We start from the raw sequence: 16338 nt of genomic DNA, 5'->3' as shown, positions 1-16338 counted from the left end.
CGGGACTTGCGGCGGGCCCACCAGCGCTCGGCCGCGCCGACCGCCAGGAAGGTCATCCCGACGTACGCCCAGCCGACCAGCACGTCGATCACGTAGTGCTCACCGCTGTAGACCAGCGTGAAGGTCATTGCCAGCGGGTACGACAGCAGCAGCGGCCACCAGCGACGCCGGACGTTGCGCAGGAAGAACAGCACCACGAAGAGCGCGAACGCGGTGTGCAGCGACGGCATCGCGGCCACCGGGTTCGAGGCCAGCTGCCCGGCGTTGAGCAGGTTGCCGGCACCGTGCATGCCGAACGCCTTCCACCCCCGGGTGGAGATCCGGGCGACCTCCTCCAGCAGGCCGTTCTGCGCAGCCCACCAGGGCGGTGCGGCCGGATAGAGGAAATAGGTGATCAGGCCGGTCGCGCAGAGGAAGAACCAGCGGCGCATGAAGGCCGCCCAGCGGCTGCGCTCGCGCATCCAGAGCACGGTGGCGGCGGCCAGCGCGGCCACGAAGTGCGAGAAGTACACCCAGCTGACCAGGACGTCCCACCACCGCACCTCGGGGTGGTACAGGTGCTGCTGCAACCAGACCGTCGGCACCTGGCCGTCCATCGCCCAGCCGAACATCAGCCGGTCGGCCAGGATCAACTCGTAGGCGTGCGGAACCGTCCCGTCGTGGTAGGCGAACCCACGGGAGAGGTTGTACGCGACAAGCAACAGCACCACCGGCACCCAGTCCCGGGCGAAGCGCAGGTGACTGCGCCACGGGCGGGCCGAGTTCCAGGCGATGGTTCCCGCCCAGATCCAGAAGAAGGCGTAGAGCGGGTCGGTGGGCAGGCCGATGACGAGCCAGCCCGCCACGAAGGCGACGCTCCACACCGACATCGCGATGACACGGCGGCGACCGCCGTCGGGCGAGACGGACGGCTCGGTCGGAGCGGCAGGCTGGGGGTCGATCACGGCAGACATCGTGGACAAGGTTAACGGGTGGAGGGACGGACTCCTTCGCAACGCCTCGGGTAGCAAAGGGTGCCGACCCGACCAGCCCGGAGCCCGGCGACCACCTACGCTGTGGCCATGCAGGAGCAGGATCAGATCCTGACCCCGGGGCTGACCGCCCGGGTCGAGTTGACCGTCACCGACGCCGACACCGCTCAGGCGGTCGGCTCCGGCGACGTCCCGGTGCTCGGCACCCCCCGGGTGCTCGCGCTGGCCGAGGCGGCGACCGTGGCGGCGACCGCGCGGGAGTTGCCCTCGGGGTCCACCACCGTCGGCACCCGGGTCGAGCTGCACCACCTGGCGCCGACACCGGTGGGGCGTACGGTCGTGGCCCAGGCCCGGCTGGTCACGGTCGACCGGCGCCGGCTGGTGTTCGAGATCGCCGTCACCGAGGGCGGCCAGACCGTGGCCACGGGCGAGGTGGAACGGGTCCTGGTCGACCGGCACCGGTTCGTCGAACGCGCCGGACAAGCGTCATGAGCCGCTTCGTCGAGGTCGCCGACCGGGTGCTTGTGCTGCGGGAACCGCTGCTCGCGGTCAACGTCACGCTTGTGCTCGGCGACGGCGAGGCGCTGCTTGTCGACACGCTCTCCACCGCGCGGCAGGCCGCCGAGCTGGCCAGCGCGGTCCGCGCGGTAACCGGCGACCCGCTGACGCTTGTCAACACCCATCACCACTTCGACCACTGTTTCGGCAATGCGACCTTCGCCGCCGATCCACCCCGCCCGATCTGGGCCCACGAGCTGGCCGCGGTGGCGTTGCGCGACGAGCCGGAGCGGCTTCGCCAGGAGGCGTACGCGGAACTGCGCGACGGCCACCCCGAGCTGGCCGCCGAGCTGCCGGAGACCATGCTGCTGGCCCCTACCCACACCGTGCACACCGAGGCGACCCTCGACATCGGCGGCCGGCAGGTGCTGCTGCGCCACCCCGGGCACGGGCACACCGACGCCGACCTTGTGGTGCAGGTGCCCGACGCCGATCTGCTGGTCGCCGGTGACCTGGTCGAGCAGGGCGGGCCGCCGGCGTTCGAGGACTCGTACCCGTTGCAGTGGCCCGACACGCTTGCCGAGCTGCTGCGCTGGACCACCGCCGACACGGTGGTGGTGCCCGGCCACGGCGATCCGGTGGACGCCGATTTCGTCCGGGCGCAGCACGCCCAACTGGTCGAGCTGGCCTGGCTGATCCGGGCCGGGCACACCGCTGACGCTCCGCCGGAGCGGCTCGCCGCCGACGCACCGTTCCCGGCCCGGCCCGCCCTGATCGCCGTCCGGCGCGGCTACGCCGAACTGGACGGCACCGCCGGCTGACCCGCTCGACCGGGCACCACCGAGCCGGGTCAGCCGGTGAACCGCTCGATCACCTCGGCCCGGGTGGGCATGGCGACCGCACCGCCGGGCCGCTCGCAGACCAGCCCGGCGACCCGCAGCGCGAAGGCGACCCGCTCGTTCCAGCCGTCCGGGCCCACCGGCGCACCATCGGCGAGCAGTTCGGCGACGAGCGCGGCCATCACCGAGTCGCCCGCGCCGGTGGCGTCGACGGCGGCGACCTTCGGCGCGGGTACGCGTACCGGATCGGCGGCGGCGGCGGCGGCGACCACCGCGCCGTCGGCACCGAGGGTGACCACGACGGTGCCGGCGCCCAACTCCCGCAGGTACGCCGCCACTCCCTCGACCGGCTCGCCCGGATAGAGCAGTTCAGCGTCGGCGGCGCTCAGCTTGACCAGGTGCGCCCCGGCGGCGAACTCGGCGACCACCCCCCGCAGCCCGGCCAGTGCCGCCGGGCCGTCCAGCAGTCGGGGGCGGACGTTGGGGTCGAAGACCCGTAGCCCGGGGGCCAGCGACCAGGCTCGGCGGGCGGCGGCCAGCGTCGCCGGTGCCAGCAGCACGATCGAGCCGCAGTAGAGCACGTCCGCGCCCTCGACCAGGGCGACGTCGAGGTCCTCGGGGTTGAGCAGGGCGTAGGACGGCGGATCGCCGTAGAATCGGAAGTCCGGTTCGGCACCTGAGAAGGTGGCTACGGCCAGCGTGGTCGGCACGGGCGCGGTGACCGTCCCGGCCAGGCCGACGCCGTCGGCGGCGAGGAAGGCACGGATCCGGTCGGCGGGTACGTCGTCGCCGAGCGAGCCGACGAACTGCACCGCGCCGCCGAGCCGGGCGATCCCGACCGCAACGTTCAGCGGGGCACCGCCGATGGCCTGCCGGTAGACCGGCGCCCCGTCGCACTCGGAGTCGAGCAGGTCGACGAGCGCCTCGCCGAGCACCACCGCGTATCCCATCTGGAGTCCTCTCCGTTTGACCGGTACGTGACGTTCCAGGCTGGCACGGCCGACGCCGGCCCGGCGCGGAAGCCACGCTATTGGTGCGGGCCGGTCGACGCGAGCCGAACCGATCGCACATATCGAGCGATGACTATTGCGCGGATGCGTCCGGCATGCTGGGATGAGGGTGCCGAGTGGCGCGGGGCTGCGCGCCATCGGCGCCGGGTTCACAGCACGCGAGGGCATTCACAACGCGTCGAAAGACCACCGGCGACACTGCCCTGGGCGCAGGTCGCCGCATCGTCGCATCCGTCCCACCAGCGGGGGCGGTTTCTCTCGCCACCCGCTCGTTCCGGCGGGGCTGCCTGTCCAAGGTGCCCCGCGAGTCAGGAGAACCCGTGCACCGTCCTCGTCTGGCCGCGATATTCTTCGCGGCCGTCACTCTCGCCGCGAGCGCGGTCGTTGCCGTGACCGCCAGCCCCGACCCGGCCGCCGCGCACGGCGCGGCGATGACGCCGGGCGCTCGTACCTACCTCTGTTGGCGCGACGGCCTCACCCAGACCGGGGAGATCCGCCCGCAGAACCCGGCCTGTGCCGCCGCGGTCGCGCAGAGCGGCACGAACTCGCTCTACAACTGGTTCAGCGTGCTGCGTTCGGACGCGGGCGGCCGGACCACCGGCTTCATCCCCGACGGTCAGCTGTGCAGCGGCGGCGCCACCGGGTTCCGCGGCTACGACCTGGCCCGCAACGACTGGCCGCTGACCCACCTGACCGCTGGCCGGTCGATGGAGTTCCGGTACAGCAACTGGGCCCACCACCCGGGCACGTTCTACTTCTACGTGACCAAGGACAGCTGGAGCCCGACCCGGGCACTGGCCTGGAGCGACCTGGAGGCCCAGCCGTTCCTGACGGTGACCAACCCGCCGCAGCGCGGCGCGGTCGGCACCAATGACGGCCACTACTACTTCACCGGCAACCTGCCGGCGAACAAGAGCGGCCGGCACATCATCTACTCGCGCTGGGTCCGCTCGGACAGCCAGGAGAACTTCTTCGGCTGCTCCGACGTGGTCTTCGACGGTGGCAACGGTGAGGTGACCGGCATCGGCTCCGGCGGCAACCCGACCACCCCGCCGCCGAACCCGACCACTCCGCCGCCGAACCCCACCACTCCGCCGCCGAACCCGACCACCCCGCCGCCGGGCACCGGTGGCTGCTCGGCCACCTTCAAGGTGTCGAACAGCTGGTCCGGAGGCTTCCAGGGCGAGGTCGAGATCAGGAACACCGGCAGCACGGCGTTGAACGGCTGGACCGCGAACTGGAGCTGGCCAAGTGGCCAGCAGATCAGCCAGATCTGGAACGCGAGCCAGACCACGTCCGGATCGTCGGTGACGGCCCGCAACGTGTCGCACAACGGCACCGTCGCAGCCAACAGCAGTACGACGTTCGGCTTCCTCGCCAGCGGCAACAGCGCAACCCCCACGGTCACCTGCACCCGCAGCTGACCACAGCAGCACGAAGGGGGCCCCGGCCGGGGCCCCCTTCCGCTTGCCCGCTTGCGCCTCAGCGCACCATGGAGCTTGTCCGTTCCCGCCTCAGCGCACCATGGAGCCGACGACGGGCTTGGTGAGCAGTGCCGACTGGTTGCGCTGGATGCCCGGGTCCAGGGTCTTGGCCACGAAGATCGCGTGCCAGATGCAGAAGATGAGCACGGTCCAGACCTTGCGGGAGTGGTCGAACTCCTCCCGCTTGTGCTCCTCCAGCAGGCGCAGCGCGTACGACAGGTCGAGCAGGTCACCGGCGCCCGAGGTGGTCAGCACGTGGCGGGCCCATTCGTACATCTCGCCGCGCAGCCAGACCCGGGTCGGGGTCGGGAAGCCCAACTTCTTGCGGTTGACGATGGCCGGCGGCACCACACCCTGCAACGCCTGCCGCATGGCGTACTTGGTGGTGTCCGAGCGCGGCGGCAGCTTCAGCTCGACCGGGATCTTCGCCGCCACCTCGAACACGTCGCGGTCGAGGAAGGGCACCCGCACCTCCAGCGAGTGCGCCATGGAGATCCGGTCGGCCTTGACCAGGATGTCCCCGCGCAGCCAGGTGTAGAGGTCGACGTACTGCATCTTGGTGACGTCGTCCAGCTCGGTGCACTCGGCGTAGATCGGCGCGGTGACGTCGGTGTAGCGCACCGAGGGGTCGTAGCGGCGCAACAGGTGCTGCTTCTCCTCCTCGGTGAACATCCGGGCGTTGCCGTAGTAGCGCTGCTCGATCGGGGTGGTGCCGCGCTCCAGGAAGCTCTTGCCCTTGACGCCCTGCGGGATCGCCTTGGAGACCGCCCGCAGGCCCTTCTGCACCCCGTCGGGCAGGCCGTTGACGCCGCTGAGCGAGAGCGGCTCGCGGTAGATCGTGTAGCCGCCGAAGAACTCGTCGGCGCCCTCACCGGAGAGCACCACCGTGACGTGCTCGGCGGCCTTCTTGGCCACGAAGTAGAGCGGCACCAGCGCCGGGTCGGCCACCGGGTCGTCCAGGTGCCAGACGATCTTCGGCAGCGCGTCGATCATGTCCTGTGGCCCGATCTTGGTCGGGATGGTGGTCACGTCGAGATGGCGGGCCGACTCCTGGGCGACGTCGATCTCGGAGTAGCCCGGCACGTCGTAGCCGACGGTGAAGGTGAGGATGTTCGGGTTGAACTCGCGGGCCAGGGCGACCACGGCGGTGGAGTCGATGCCGCTGGACAGGAACGAGCCGACCGGCACGTCCGAGCGCATGTGCATGCGTACGCTCTCGCGGAGCGTCTCCCGGATCTCGTGGTAGAGCTTCTGCTCGTCGGCGACCGCGGCGGGCCGGAACACCGGCCGGTACCAGCGGCGCACGTCGATCCGCCCGCCCGGGGTCCAGGTGAGGTACTCCCCCGATCCGATCCGGCTGATCCCCTTGTGCAGGGTGCCCGGCTCGGGAACGTACTGGAGGGTCAGGTAGTGGCTGAGGTTCGCCGTGTCGACCCCGGCGTCCCCGGCGTACGCGGACTGCGCGAAGGGCAGCAGCGCCTTTTTCTCCGAGGCGAGGTAGAGCCCGTCGGCGGTCTCCAGGTAGTGCAGCGGCTTGATGCCGTAGTAGTCCCGGGCACCGAACGCGCGGCGCTGCTGCCGGTCCCAGATGACGAAGGCGAACATGCCGCGCAGCCGGGTGAGCACCCGCTCGCCCCAGTAGTGGAAACCGGCGACGATCACCTCGCCGTCGCCGTTGGTGGCGAACCGGGCGCCGTGCTCGCGGATCAACTCCTCGCGCAGCTCGATGTAGTTGTAGATCTCACCGTTGAAGGTCAGCAGGTAGCGTCCGTCGGCGTACGGCAGCGGCTCGTGACTGAGCGCGACGTCGATGATGGCCAACCGCTTGTGGGCGAACACCCCGTCCGCGTACTGGCCGGAGGCGTCCCCGACCACCTCGACACCGGTCTCGTCCGGTCCTCGGTGGTGCAGGCATTCCAACGCTCCGGCGATGTTGTCGCGGTGGGCGGCGGCGTTGCCGCGCGCACTGAAAAAGGCCAGGAGTCCGCACATGGTCGTCATCTTTCCACGCGTGGCGATCGGGCGAAGCGGCACCGCTGCCCTCGCCGGCGACCCGTTGGCGGGCTCGGGCTCTGCGTCGGTCACGCGGTACCGTCGGACCAGCAGTGACGCGAAGGGAGCGGGGCCATGACCGAGGAACGCACCGACGGCAAGCCGGCCGAAGGCACGGAATCACACGACCCGGATTTCCCACCGGCGTTCCTGTCGTTCATGCGGCAGGGCTGGCAGGACAGCACGCTGCCGGTCGGCCCGCGACCGGAGGTGCCGAACTACGCCAAGCGCCGGGCCGCGCTCTCGGCGGCCTTCCCGGGCGAGACGCTGGTGATCCCCACCGGCGCCGAGAAGGTACGCGCCAACGACACCGAGTACCGGTTCCGGCCGGGCAGCGACTTCGCCTACCTGACCGGTGACCACGATCCGGACAGTGTGCTGGTGCTGCGACCCAACGGCTCCGGCCACGACGCCACGCTGTACATGCGGCCCCGCTCCTCGCGGGAGAGTGACGAGTTCTTCCGCAGCCGGCACGGCGAGCTGTGGGTGGGCCGCCGGCACACCCTGACGGAGAAGTCGACCGAGCTGGGTCTGCCCACCGCCGACCTGACCGAGCTGGAGGCGGCCCTGGCCGGGCTGGCACCGGCGCGGACCCGGGTGCTGCGCGGCTTCGACGCGGGCGTGGACGCCGCCGTACGCCCGTACGACGGCGCGCGGGAGGAGGGCCAGCCGGCCCGCGACCGTGAGCTGGCGATCACCATTTCCGAGCTGAAGCTGGTCAAGGACGAGTGGGAGATCGGCCAGCTCCAGGACGCGATCGACGCCACGGTGCGCGGCTTCGAGGACGTGGCCCGGGTACTGCCGGCCGACCGGGGCGTCTCGGAGCGGCTGCTGGAGGGGATCTTCGCGCTGCGTGCCCGGCATGACGGCAACGACGTCGGCTACGGCTCGATCGTCGGTGCCGGCGAGCACGCCACGATCCTGCACTGGGTGCACAACCACGGGGTCACCCGACCGGGTGAGCTGCTGCTGATGGACATGGGTGTGGAGGGGCGCAACCTCTACACCGCGGACGTGACCCGGGTGCTGCCGGTGAACGGCCGGTTCACCGCCCTGCAGCGCCAGGTCTACGACATCGTGTACGCCTCGCAGCAGGCCGGCATCGAGTTCATCAGGCCCGGCGTGGCCTTCAAGGACGTCAACCGGACCTGCATGCGGGTGCTCGCCGAGGGCCTGGCCGAGCTGGGACTGCTGCCGGTGAGCGTGGACGAGGCGATGGACGAGTCCTCGACCGTCTACCGGCGCTGGAGCCTGCACGGCTTCGGGCACATGCTCGGCATCGACGTGCACGACTGCTCGAACGCCCGCAAGGAGGCGTATCGGGACGGCGCCCTGGGCGAGGGGTACGTGCTCACCGTCGAGCCGGGCCTGTACTTCCAGCCGGAGGACGAACTGGTCCCCGAGGAGTTGCGCGGCATCGGCATCCGGATCGAGGACGACGTCCTGGTCACCACCGACGGCGCGGTGAACCTGTCGGCGGGCCTGCCGCGTCGGGCCGACGAGGTGGAGACCTGGCTGGCCGAGCAGCGCGAGGCCGGTCCGCGACTGCCCGGCTGACCGAGCGCCGAGCGCCGAGCGCCAACGTGCGGGCCGCCCGCCGGGACCACCGCCCCGGCCGGCGGCCCGCTGCCGTCCACCCACCCCAACCACACCTGTTGATCAAGAAGTTTGCGTACGGGAATGCCCGTCTCGCGGAGGCAAAGCTCTTGGTCATCGGACCGACCGGGCGAGTAGGTCTGTCCGGTCCGGGTTGAATGCGGGGCTTTTTCGCATAAGTCCTCGGCGCGAGGATCCTTCTCATACGGTGGCAATCAGAGCTGCAACCCATTTGTAGCTGCTCGCACCCCTTCGGGCGGTGCGAGCCAGTCTGGTAGCAGGAGAGGGCGGAAGGCTCTGATGTCCAATGACGTAACCACTTCCTACGGTGGATCGCCTCCGGTTCCACCAGAACCGTCGGCACCACGCCGACGCAAACTCTGGGTGGCCGCCAGCGTCGCGGGCCTGACCGGCGTCGTCGGCCTCGCCGCACTGGGCGGCCTGATCGCCCGCGAACAGAAGTCCGACCGACCGGACCGCACCTCGGACACGCGGCCGGCGGCCGCACCGGGGCAGGACGCCGACGGCCCGGTCGACAAGGGCGGCGCTGAGGGTGATCCCGGCGCCGAGTGGAGCGGTCGCGACGGCCCGCCGGAACAGCGGGACGGGGGCAGGCCGGTGAAGCGGGTGCCCTGTGACAGCGACAAGCTCATCGAGGCCATCGCGTACGCCAACGCCAACCACGGCGGTGTGCTGGAGCTGGCGCACGGCTGCAGCTACGAATTGACCCGCTCCGAGCACGGCGACGGCCTGCCGGTCATCAAGCAGGAGATCACGCTCACCGGCCGGGACACCCGGATCACCCGGGCGGCGAACGTCGATCCGTTCCGGATCCTCAACGTCGGCCGTGGCGGTCACCTGACCCTTCGGCACGTGACCGTCAAGGGCGGGCAGACCGCAGCTGACCTGGTCACCTTCCCTGCCAGGCCGAAGAACCTGATCGGTCCCTTCGGCGGCCCGATGCCGACCACAACACCGAAGCCGGCAGCCGAACCGCCAGCGGCAGCGGGAGCAGCGGCCAAACCGGCGGCTCCGAAGACGACGGTCGCGCCAGCGGCAGCGGTAGCCCCGAAGACGGCAGCCGCGCCAGCAGCGCCGGGGACGGCAGCCCCGAAGGCAGCGGTCGCGCCAGCGACGCCGGGCGCGGCAGCCGCACCAGCGGCCCCAGGGGCGGCGACCCCGAAGGCAGCAGCCGCACCAGCGGCCCCAGGGGCGGCGACCCCGAAGGCAGCAGCCGCACCAGCGGCCCCAGGGGCGGCGACCCCGAAGACGGCAGCCGCGCCAGCGGCACCGGCAGCGGTGGCGGGTCCGAGCGACGGCGCGGGCCTTCTCGTTCAGCGGGGCGGTCGAGCCGACATCGAGCAGAGCGAATTCTCGATCAACAACTCCGGCGGTAACGGCGGGGCGGTGGCCAACTTCGGTACCACCCGGCTCGCCAACACGCTTGTCGAACGGAACAGCGCCGCCGGGTCCGGCGGCGGCGTCTTCAACGCTGGAGTGCTGCGGGTGGAGGACGCCAAGATCGCCGGAAACAGCGCCCAGATCGGCGGTGGCGGCATCGCCAACGGCGCCCCCCAGAACGGCACTCGGGTGTCGGGCGGCACCACCTGGGTGTGGCGGAGCACCATCAGCCACAACCGCACCGCCGGGGTTGGTGGCGGCATCCTGGACGTGCTGGGCACCACCACGGTCAGCCAGAGCGAGGTCACCGAGAACAACGCGCACGAGGGTGGCGGCGGCATCATCGCCTACAACGGCAGCAAGCTTGCGCTGGAGCGCGTCCTGGTGGCCCGCAACTCCACCGACGAGGACGCCGGTGGCGTGGCGGTCAGCCTTGAGAGCAGCGCCGTGATCGAGCAGAGTGCGATCAAGGAGAACATCGCCGGCGGTTCCGGGGGCGGTCTCCACGTCCGGCTCGGCAACGTGGTGCTGCGGGACACCGAAGTGGCGGCCAACCAGGCGGTCGGCCCCGACTCGGCGGGCGGCGGCATCGTCAACGACCTCGGCCAGGTTCGACTGGAACGGTCGAAGGTGGCGCAGAACGTTTCGGTGCTGGCCCCGGGAGGAATATCCACAAACAACGATGGAGTGACCATCGACCGGGCCTCCGCCGTCACCGGCAACCGACCGACCAACTGCATCGGCAGCGCGATCATCCCGGACCGCTGCTTCGGCTGACCTGACGCCGAGGAGCGGGCAACACGGACAGCACCACCACATAGCAGGGGCTCCTCCGCACCGGCGACGGCACGGAGGAGCCCCAACCGTTCCGGTACCCGCCCCCTCGTCACCGGGATCCCGCAGCTCACACGCTGGGCCGATCTGGGGCTGGTTCGACACCGCCCGACCACCTCCACCCCGAATGCGGGGTTATTTCGTATATGAGCACGAGGCGAGGAACCTTCTCATACGGTGCATCTGGGAGCTACAACCGATTTGTAGCAGGGGACGCTCACCTAAGCGTGACGACCCTGTCTGGCACGACGAGAGGGCAGAGAGCTCCGATGTCCAACTACCTAGCTAAGAACAACGCCGCCGAGCCGGCGGCGGCGCCCAACCGGCGCCGCAAACTCTGGCTCGCCAGCGGTATCGCCGGGCTCACCGGCGTGGTCAGCATCGCCGCCGTCGGTGTCGCCACCGGCGCTGGCGCGGTCGGCTCCGAAGGTCTCCGCTGGTCCACCGCGCAGCAGGTCAGCAAGGACGGCGACCCGGGCGCGGCGGAGCGCGAGGGACACAAGGGCAAGAAGGACGAACGCGAGAGTCGCGGAAGGGAGGTGCCCTGCAACTCCGACAAGCTGATCCAGGCGATCATCTTCGCCAACGAGAACCACGGCGGTGTGCTGGAGCTGGCCAAGGACTGCACCTACACCTTGACCCGGTCCGACGAGCACGGCAACGGCCTTCCGGTGATCAAGGAGAACATCGTGCTCAAGGGGCACGACACCAAGATCGTCCGGGATGCCACCGCGCACCAGTTCCGGATCCTCACGGTGGGCCGGGGCGGGCACCTGACCGCGAAGGGCCTGACCATCAAGAATGGCCAGACCGTACGGACCCACGTGCTCGGCGAGACCGCGGAAGCGGCGTGGTCCCGGTTCTCCAACTCGGTCGAGGCGACCAAGGCCGCCCAGGCCGGCCAGGCGTACCTGCCGCTGTTGCAGGCCAAGCCGAAGGGCGAGGCACTCAAGGCCGCGCAGGCCAAGACCGAGGCGACGACGCTTGTCGACGGTGGACCGCACGCCGGCGGCGGCGTCCTGGTCCACTCCGGTGGCACCGCGAAGTTCGAGGAGACCAACATCGTCGGCAACCAGGCCGGCGGCCTCGGTGGCGGCCTCGCCAACTTCGGCCGGACCAGCCTCTACCACACCACTGTCGCCGACAACACCGCCTTCTTCTACGGTGGCGGCATCTTCAACGCCGGCGTCCTGGAGGTTCGCGAGTCGCGGGTCAGCAACAACGACGCCGCCATCGGCGGCGGTGGCGTCGCCAACGGTGCGGCGTTCATCTTCGGCCCGGACATCGACGGCGGCACCGCCTGGATCGAGAAGACCGAGATCAAGGACAACGAGGCACTCGGTTTCGGTGGCGGCCTGCTCGACATCGAGGGCACCACCGCCGTCAAGCACTCCAAGGTTGCCAACAACACGGCGGTCCTGGCCGGCGGCGGGATCGCCGCGGCGGGTGACAGCAACTTCGAGCTGTCGCACGTCGAGATCGCCGGCAACTCCACGGTCGGCGTGGGCGGCGGCATCGCCCTGGCCCTCGGCTCGATCGCAAGCGTCGAGGAGAGCAAGATCGTCGAAAACAAGGCCGGCTTCTTCGGCGGCGGCGTGTTCGCCGTCCTCAGCGAGGCCACCTTCCGCAAGAGCGAGATCAGCGGCAACCGGGCCGTCGGTCCGCTGGGCGTCGGCGGTGGCGTGTTCAACGTCCTCGCCGAGATCGACCTCGACCAGACGCGGGTCGCGCACAACTTCGCGACCCTCCGCCCGGGCGGCGTGTTCAACTTCCTGGGTCGCGTCGAGGTGGACGACAAGTCGGCCATCACGGCCAACAAGCCGACCAACTGCGAGGGCACGCTGACGCCGGTCCCGCGCTGCTTCGGCTGATCGCCTGACGGGCGGCCACCAGGCCGCACCTACGGGCCGCCGGCCCCCTCCCGCACCAGCGGGAGGGGGCCGGTTCACGTCGTCACGCGAGCATCGACGCGGCCGCGTCGGCACGCTGCGTTCACGATTACCGCCCGACAAAGGTCTGATGATTACCGTACGTCAGCTGCTGCCGGGTGCGCGGCTCGACGCTCACGCCTGGCCCGCTGATAGGAGCGACAGCGTCTCTGGCCAACACTTTCGTTACACGCATTGACGAGATACATCACATGTTCGTAGCCTGGCCGTCACCTTACATTCCGCCTCGTCAATTCCTCGCCCCTGGATCATTCCCCCGTCGCCGCCGCATCACCGTCGGGCCGAGCCACCAGCTGTAGAACCCAGACCCACCTCCGGCAAGGCCCCCCTGGAGGAGCGCAATGTCAGACTTCACCCGAAGGCAGCTGTTCAGATTCGGCGCGGTCGGCGCCGGCGCCACGCTGCTCCCGTTCCCATGGACGGCAGTCGCTCGCGCGTCGTCCGTGGCACCCCCCGAGGTACGCGCCGCCAACGACCTTGCGCTCTGGTACGACCAGGCCGCCGGCACGGACTGGCTGCGCGCGCTGCCGATCGGCAACGGGCGGCTCGGCGCCATGGTGTTCGGCAACGTCGACGCCGAGCGCCTACAGCTCAACGAGGACACCGTCTGGGCCGGCGGGCCGTACGACTCAAGCAACCCCCGGGGCGCCCAGGCTCTCCCGGAGATCCAGCGCCTGGTCTTCGCCAACCAGTGGGCCCAGGCCCAGAGCATGGTCAACCAGACCATGATGGGTAACCCGCCGGGCCAGCTCGCGTACCAGACCGTCGGCAACCTGCGGTTCACCTTCCCCGGCCCCGGCGAGGTGTCGGAATACCACCGCCAACTGGACCTGACCACGGCCACCACGTCCGTGACGTACCTGCGTGACGGCGTACGGCACCGGCGTGAGGTGCTGGCCAGCGCGCCGGACCAGGTGATCGCGATGCGGCTGACCGCCGACCGGCCCGGCTCGATCACCTTCACCGTACGCTTCGACAGCCCGCAGCGGACGACCGTGTCCAGCCCGGACGGCGCCACGATCGCCCTGGACGGCGTCTCCGGCAACCAGGAGGGCGTGGCCGGCCAGGTCCGGTTCCTGGCCCTGGCCCGGGCGGTCGCCGAGGGCGGCACGGTCAGCAGTTCCGGCGGCACCCTGGCGGTGACCGCCGCCGACAGCGTGACGCTGCTGATCTCGATCGGTTCCAGCTACGTCAACTTCCGCGACGTCAGCGGCGACTACCAGGGCATCGCCCGGCGGCACCTCGACGCGGCCCAGGACACCCCGTACGACCGGTTGCGCCGCCGGCACGTGGCCGACTACCAGAAGCTGTTCGGGCGTACGGAACTCGACCTCGGCCGCACCGAGGCGGCCGACCAGCCGACCGACGTACGGATCGCCCAGCACAACAGCGTCGACGACCCGCAGTTCTCCGCGCTGCTGTTCCAGTTCGGCCGGTACCTGCTGATCTCCTCCTCGCGTCCCGGCACCCAGCCGGCCAACCTCCAGGGCATCTGGAACGACTCGCTGACCCCGGCCTGGGACTCGAAGTACACCATCAACGCCAATCTGCCGATGAACTACTGGCCGGCCGACACCACGAACCTGTCGGAGTGCCACGGGCCGGTCTTCGACATGGTCCGGGACCTCGCGGTCACCGGTGCCCGGACCGCCCAGGTGCAGTACGGCGCCGGCGGCTGGGTCACCCACCACAACACCGACGCCTGGCGTGGCTCGTCGGTGGTCGACGGTGCCTTCTGGGGCATGTGGCAGACCGGCGGTGCCTGGCTGGCCACCATGATCTGGGACCACTACCTCTTCACCGGCGATCTCGACTTCCTGCGGGCGAACTACCCGGCGATGAAGGGCGCCGCCCAGTTCTTCCTCGACACCCTCGTGGCGGAGCCGAACCTCGGCTACCTGGTGACCAACCCGTCCAACTCGCCGGAGATCGGCCACCACCCGGACGCCAGCATCTGCGCCGGCCCGACCATGGACAACCAGATCCTGGTCGACCTCTTCAACGGCTGCGCCCAGGCGAGCAGGCTGCTCGGGATCGACGCCGGCTTCCGGACCCGGGTCCTGGCGACCCGGGATCGGCTCGCCCCGATGCAGATCGGCTCGCGCGGCAACATCCAGGAGTGGCTCTACGACTGGGTGGAGACCGAGCGGACCCACCGGCACGTCTCGCACCTGTACGGGCTGGCCCCCAGCAACCAGATCACCCGACGCGACACCCCAGAGCTGTTCGAGGCGGCCCGGCGGACCCTGGAGATCCGCGGTGACGACGGGACCGGCTGGTCGCTGGCCTGGAAAATCAACTTCTGGGCCCGACTGGAAGAGGGCAACCGCGCCCACGACCTGATCCGCTACCTCGCCACCCCGGCCCGCCTCGCCCCCAACATGTTCGACCTGCACCCACCGTTCCAGATCGACGGCAACTTCGGCGCCACCGCCGGCATCGCCGAGATGCTGCTACACAGCCACACCGGCGAACTGCACCTGCTGCCCGCGCTGCCGGCGGCCTGGCCGGACGGAAAGGTCAAGGGGCTGCGGGGGCGCGGTGGCCACACCGTGGAGGTGCGGTGGAGCGGCGGTCAGGCGGACGAGATCCGCGTCCGGCCCGACCGGAACGGCACCGTGCGACTGCGTGGCCAGATCTTCGCCGGGCGCTACACCATGCGCGACATCACCCGGGGCAACGGTGTGGTCAAACCCAAAAAGATCGAGGCCGATCTGGTGGAGCTGACCGGCCGGGCCGGGCACACCTACCGGGCGTACGCCCTGCAGAAGGTGAGCGTGAACGCGCCGTACGAAATGGGTGCGGGCGCGGCGGCGAAGGTCGCCGTCACGGTGCGGGCGGTGGACATGCCGATCGCGCCCTCGGCGCGGGTGGCGCTGAAGGTCCCGGCGGGGTGGAGCGTCACACCGGCGCACCTCGACCTGCGGCCGCTACCACCGGATTCGGCGCGCACCGTCGAGTTCACCGTGACCGCCGCCGAGACCGCGCAGTCCGGCACCGCGGACCTGGTGGCCGAGGTCAGCGGGCGGGACTGGACCGCGACCGCCACCACCCGGATCCGGGTCTGGGACGGCCGGGAGGCACCGATCGAGGAGAACTTCACAAACGTCGGCGTCACCGACGACACCAACACCGATGCCGGCAACTTCGACGGCAACGGCGCCACCATCTCCGCCCAGGCGCTGGCCCAGGTCGGCGTCAACCCGGGCAGCACGGTCAGCGCCGGTGGGGTGGAGTTCACCTGGCCCGGTGGCGCGATCGGCAGCCCCGACAACGCCATCGCCTCCGGGCAGTCCATCAAGGTGACCGGTCGGGGTAGGACGCTCGGTTTCCTGCTGACCGGCACGTACGGCGCGGTGTCCGGACCGGCCACCATCGTCTACGCCGACGGCACCCGCAAGACGCACACCCTCGGCTGCCCGGACTGGTACGGCCCGCCGCGACCGGAGGGGGTCGGGGCGATCGTCGCGCCGTATCAGAACCGGCCCAACAACCAGCGGATCGACACCCAGGCGACCATCTACGTTGTCGGCCTGCCGCTGGAGGAGGGCAAGGAGGTGGCCCGGGTCGATCTGCCGAACATCAGCGCCCGGGCGGCGGCCGGCGTCGCCACGATGCACATCTTCGCGGTCGCCATCGGCGGATAACCGCTCGCCGCAGGCGGACAACGGGGGCTGGCCCGGGTGGGCCAGCCCCCGCTGTCA

10 protein-coding genes are annotated in these 16338 nt (G+C 70.5%); 7 read left to right on the top strand and 3 right to left on the bottom strand.

Annotated features, from left to right (window positions below; all coding sequences use genetic code 11):
* Positions 1-953 (bottom strand): phosphatase PAP2 family protein (locus AC507J_RS18785; protein WP_496290464.1); only part of this gene is annotated, 953 nt, incomplete at its 3' end.
* A 108-nt stretch (positions 954-1061) separates the two neighbouring features.
* Here AC507J_RS18785 and AC507J_RS18780 point away from each other — a divergent pair.
* Both AC507J_RS18780 and AC507J_RS18775 read left to right on the top strand, forming a co-directional pair.
* The gene (locus AC507J_RS18780; protein WP_496290463.1) at positions 1062-1463 is read left to right on the top strand and encodes a thioesterase family protein; all 402 of its coding nucleotides are present in this window, start codon (positions 1062-1064) and stop codon (positions 1461-1463) included.
* Entirely contained in the window at positions 1460-2290 is an 831-nt protein-coding gene (locus tag AC507J_RS18775) for an MBL fold metallo-hydrolase (protein WP_496290462.1), read from the top strand. Before AC507J_RS18780 ends, AC507J_RS18775 begins: the two co-directional genes overlap by 4 nt.
* A gap of 29 nt (positions 2291-2319) precedes the next feature.
* Here the strand turns inward: AC507J_RS18775 and AC507J_RS18770 are convergent, their stop codons facing one another.
* Positions 2320-3258 (bottom strand): PfkB family carbohydrate kinase, encoded by a 939-nt coding sequence (locus AC507J_RS18770; RefSeq protein ID WP_496290461.1) that lies wholly within the window; start codon positions 3256-3258, stop codon positions 2320-2322.
* A 380-nt stretch (positions 3259-3638) separates the two neighbouring features.
* Between AC507J_RS18770 and AC507J_RS18765 the strand changes: the two genes are divergently transcribed.
* Positions 3639-4742 carry a lytic polysaccharide monooxygenase gene (locus AC507J_RS18765; protein WP_496290460.1) on the top strand — a complete coding sequence of 368 codons (1104 nt, stop codon included), beginning with the start codon at positions 3639-3641 and terminating at the stop codon, positions 4740-4742.
* 90 nt (positions 4743-4832) lie between these two features.
* Here AC507J_RS18765 and asnB read toward each other — a convergent pair whose 3' ends face one another.
* The gene (gene asnB / locus AC507J_RS18760; RefSeq protein ID WP_496290459.1) at positions 4833-6794 is read right to left on the bottom strand and encodes an asparagine synthase (glutamine-hydrolyzing); all 1962 of its coding nucleotides are present in this window, start codon (positions 6792-6794) and stop codon (positions 4833-4835) included.
* A 135-nt stretch (positions 6795-6929) separates the two neighbouring features.
* Here asnB and AC507J_RS18755 point away from each other — a divergent pair, with 135 nt between their 5' ends.
* The 4 genes from AC507J_RS18755 (at position 6930) to AC507J_RS18740 (ending at position 16281) form a co-directional block, all read left to right on the top strand.
* A complete protein-coding gene (locus AC507J_RS18755; RefSeq protein ID WP_496290458.1) occupies positions 6930-8411 on the top strand; it encodes an aminopeptidase P family protein in 1482 nt (493 codons plus the stop codon).
* 423 nt (positions 8412-8834) lie between these two features.
* Complete coding sequence (locus tag AC507J_RS18750; protein WP_496290457.1) at positions 8835-10628, top strand: right-handed parallel beta-helix repeat-containing protein; 1794 nt, start codon at positions 8835-8837, stop codon at positions 10626-10628.
* A 326-nt stretch (positions 10629-10954) separates the two neighbouring features.
* A complete protein-coding gene (locus tag AC507J_RS18745; RefSeq protein ID WP_496290456.1) occupies positions 10955-12556 on the top strand; it encodes a right-handed parallel beta-helix repeat-containing protein in 1602 nt (533 codons plus the stop codon).
* A 419-nt stretch (positions 12557-12975) separates the two neighbouring features.
* On the top strand, positions 12976-16281 hold the full coding sequence (locus tag AC507J_RS18740) for a glycosyl hydrolase family 95 catalytic domain-containing protein (protein ID WP_496290455.1): 3306 nt from the start codon (positions 12976-12978) through the stop codon (positions 16279-16281).
* Positions 16282-16338: the final 57 nt, after the last annotated feature.

The organism is Micromonospora sp. PRAS1 (genome assembly GCF_059553435.1).
Note: the sequence above shows the minus strand (reverse complement) of the source record. Positions and strands in the feature narration are given on the sequence as shown.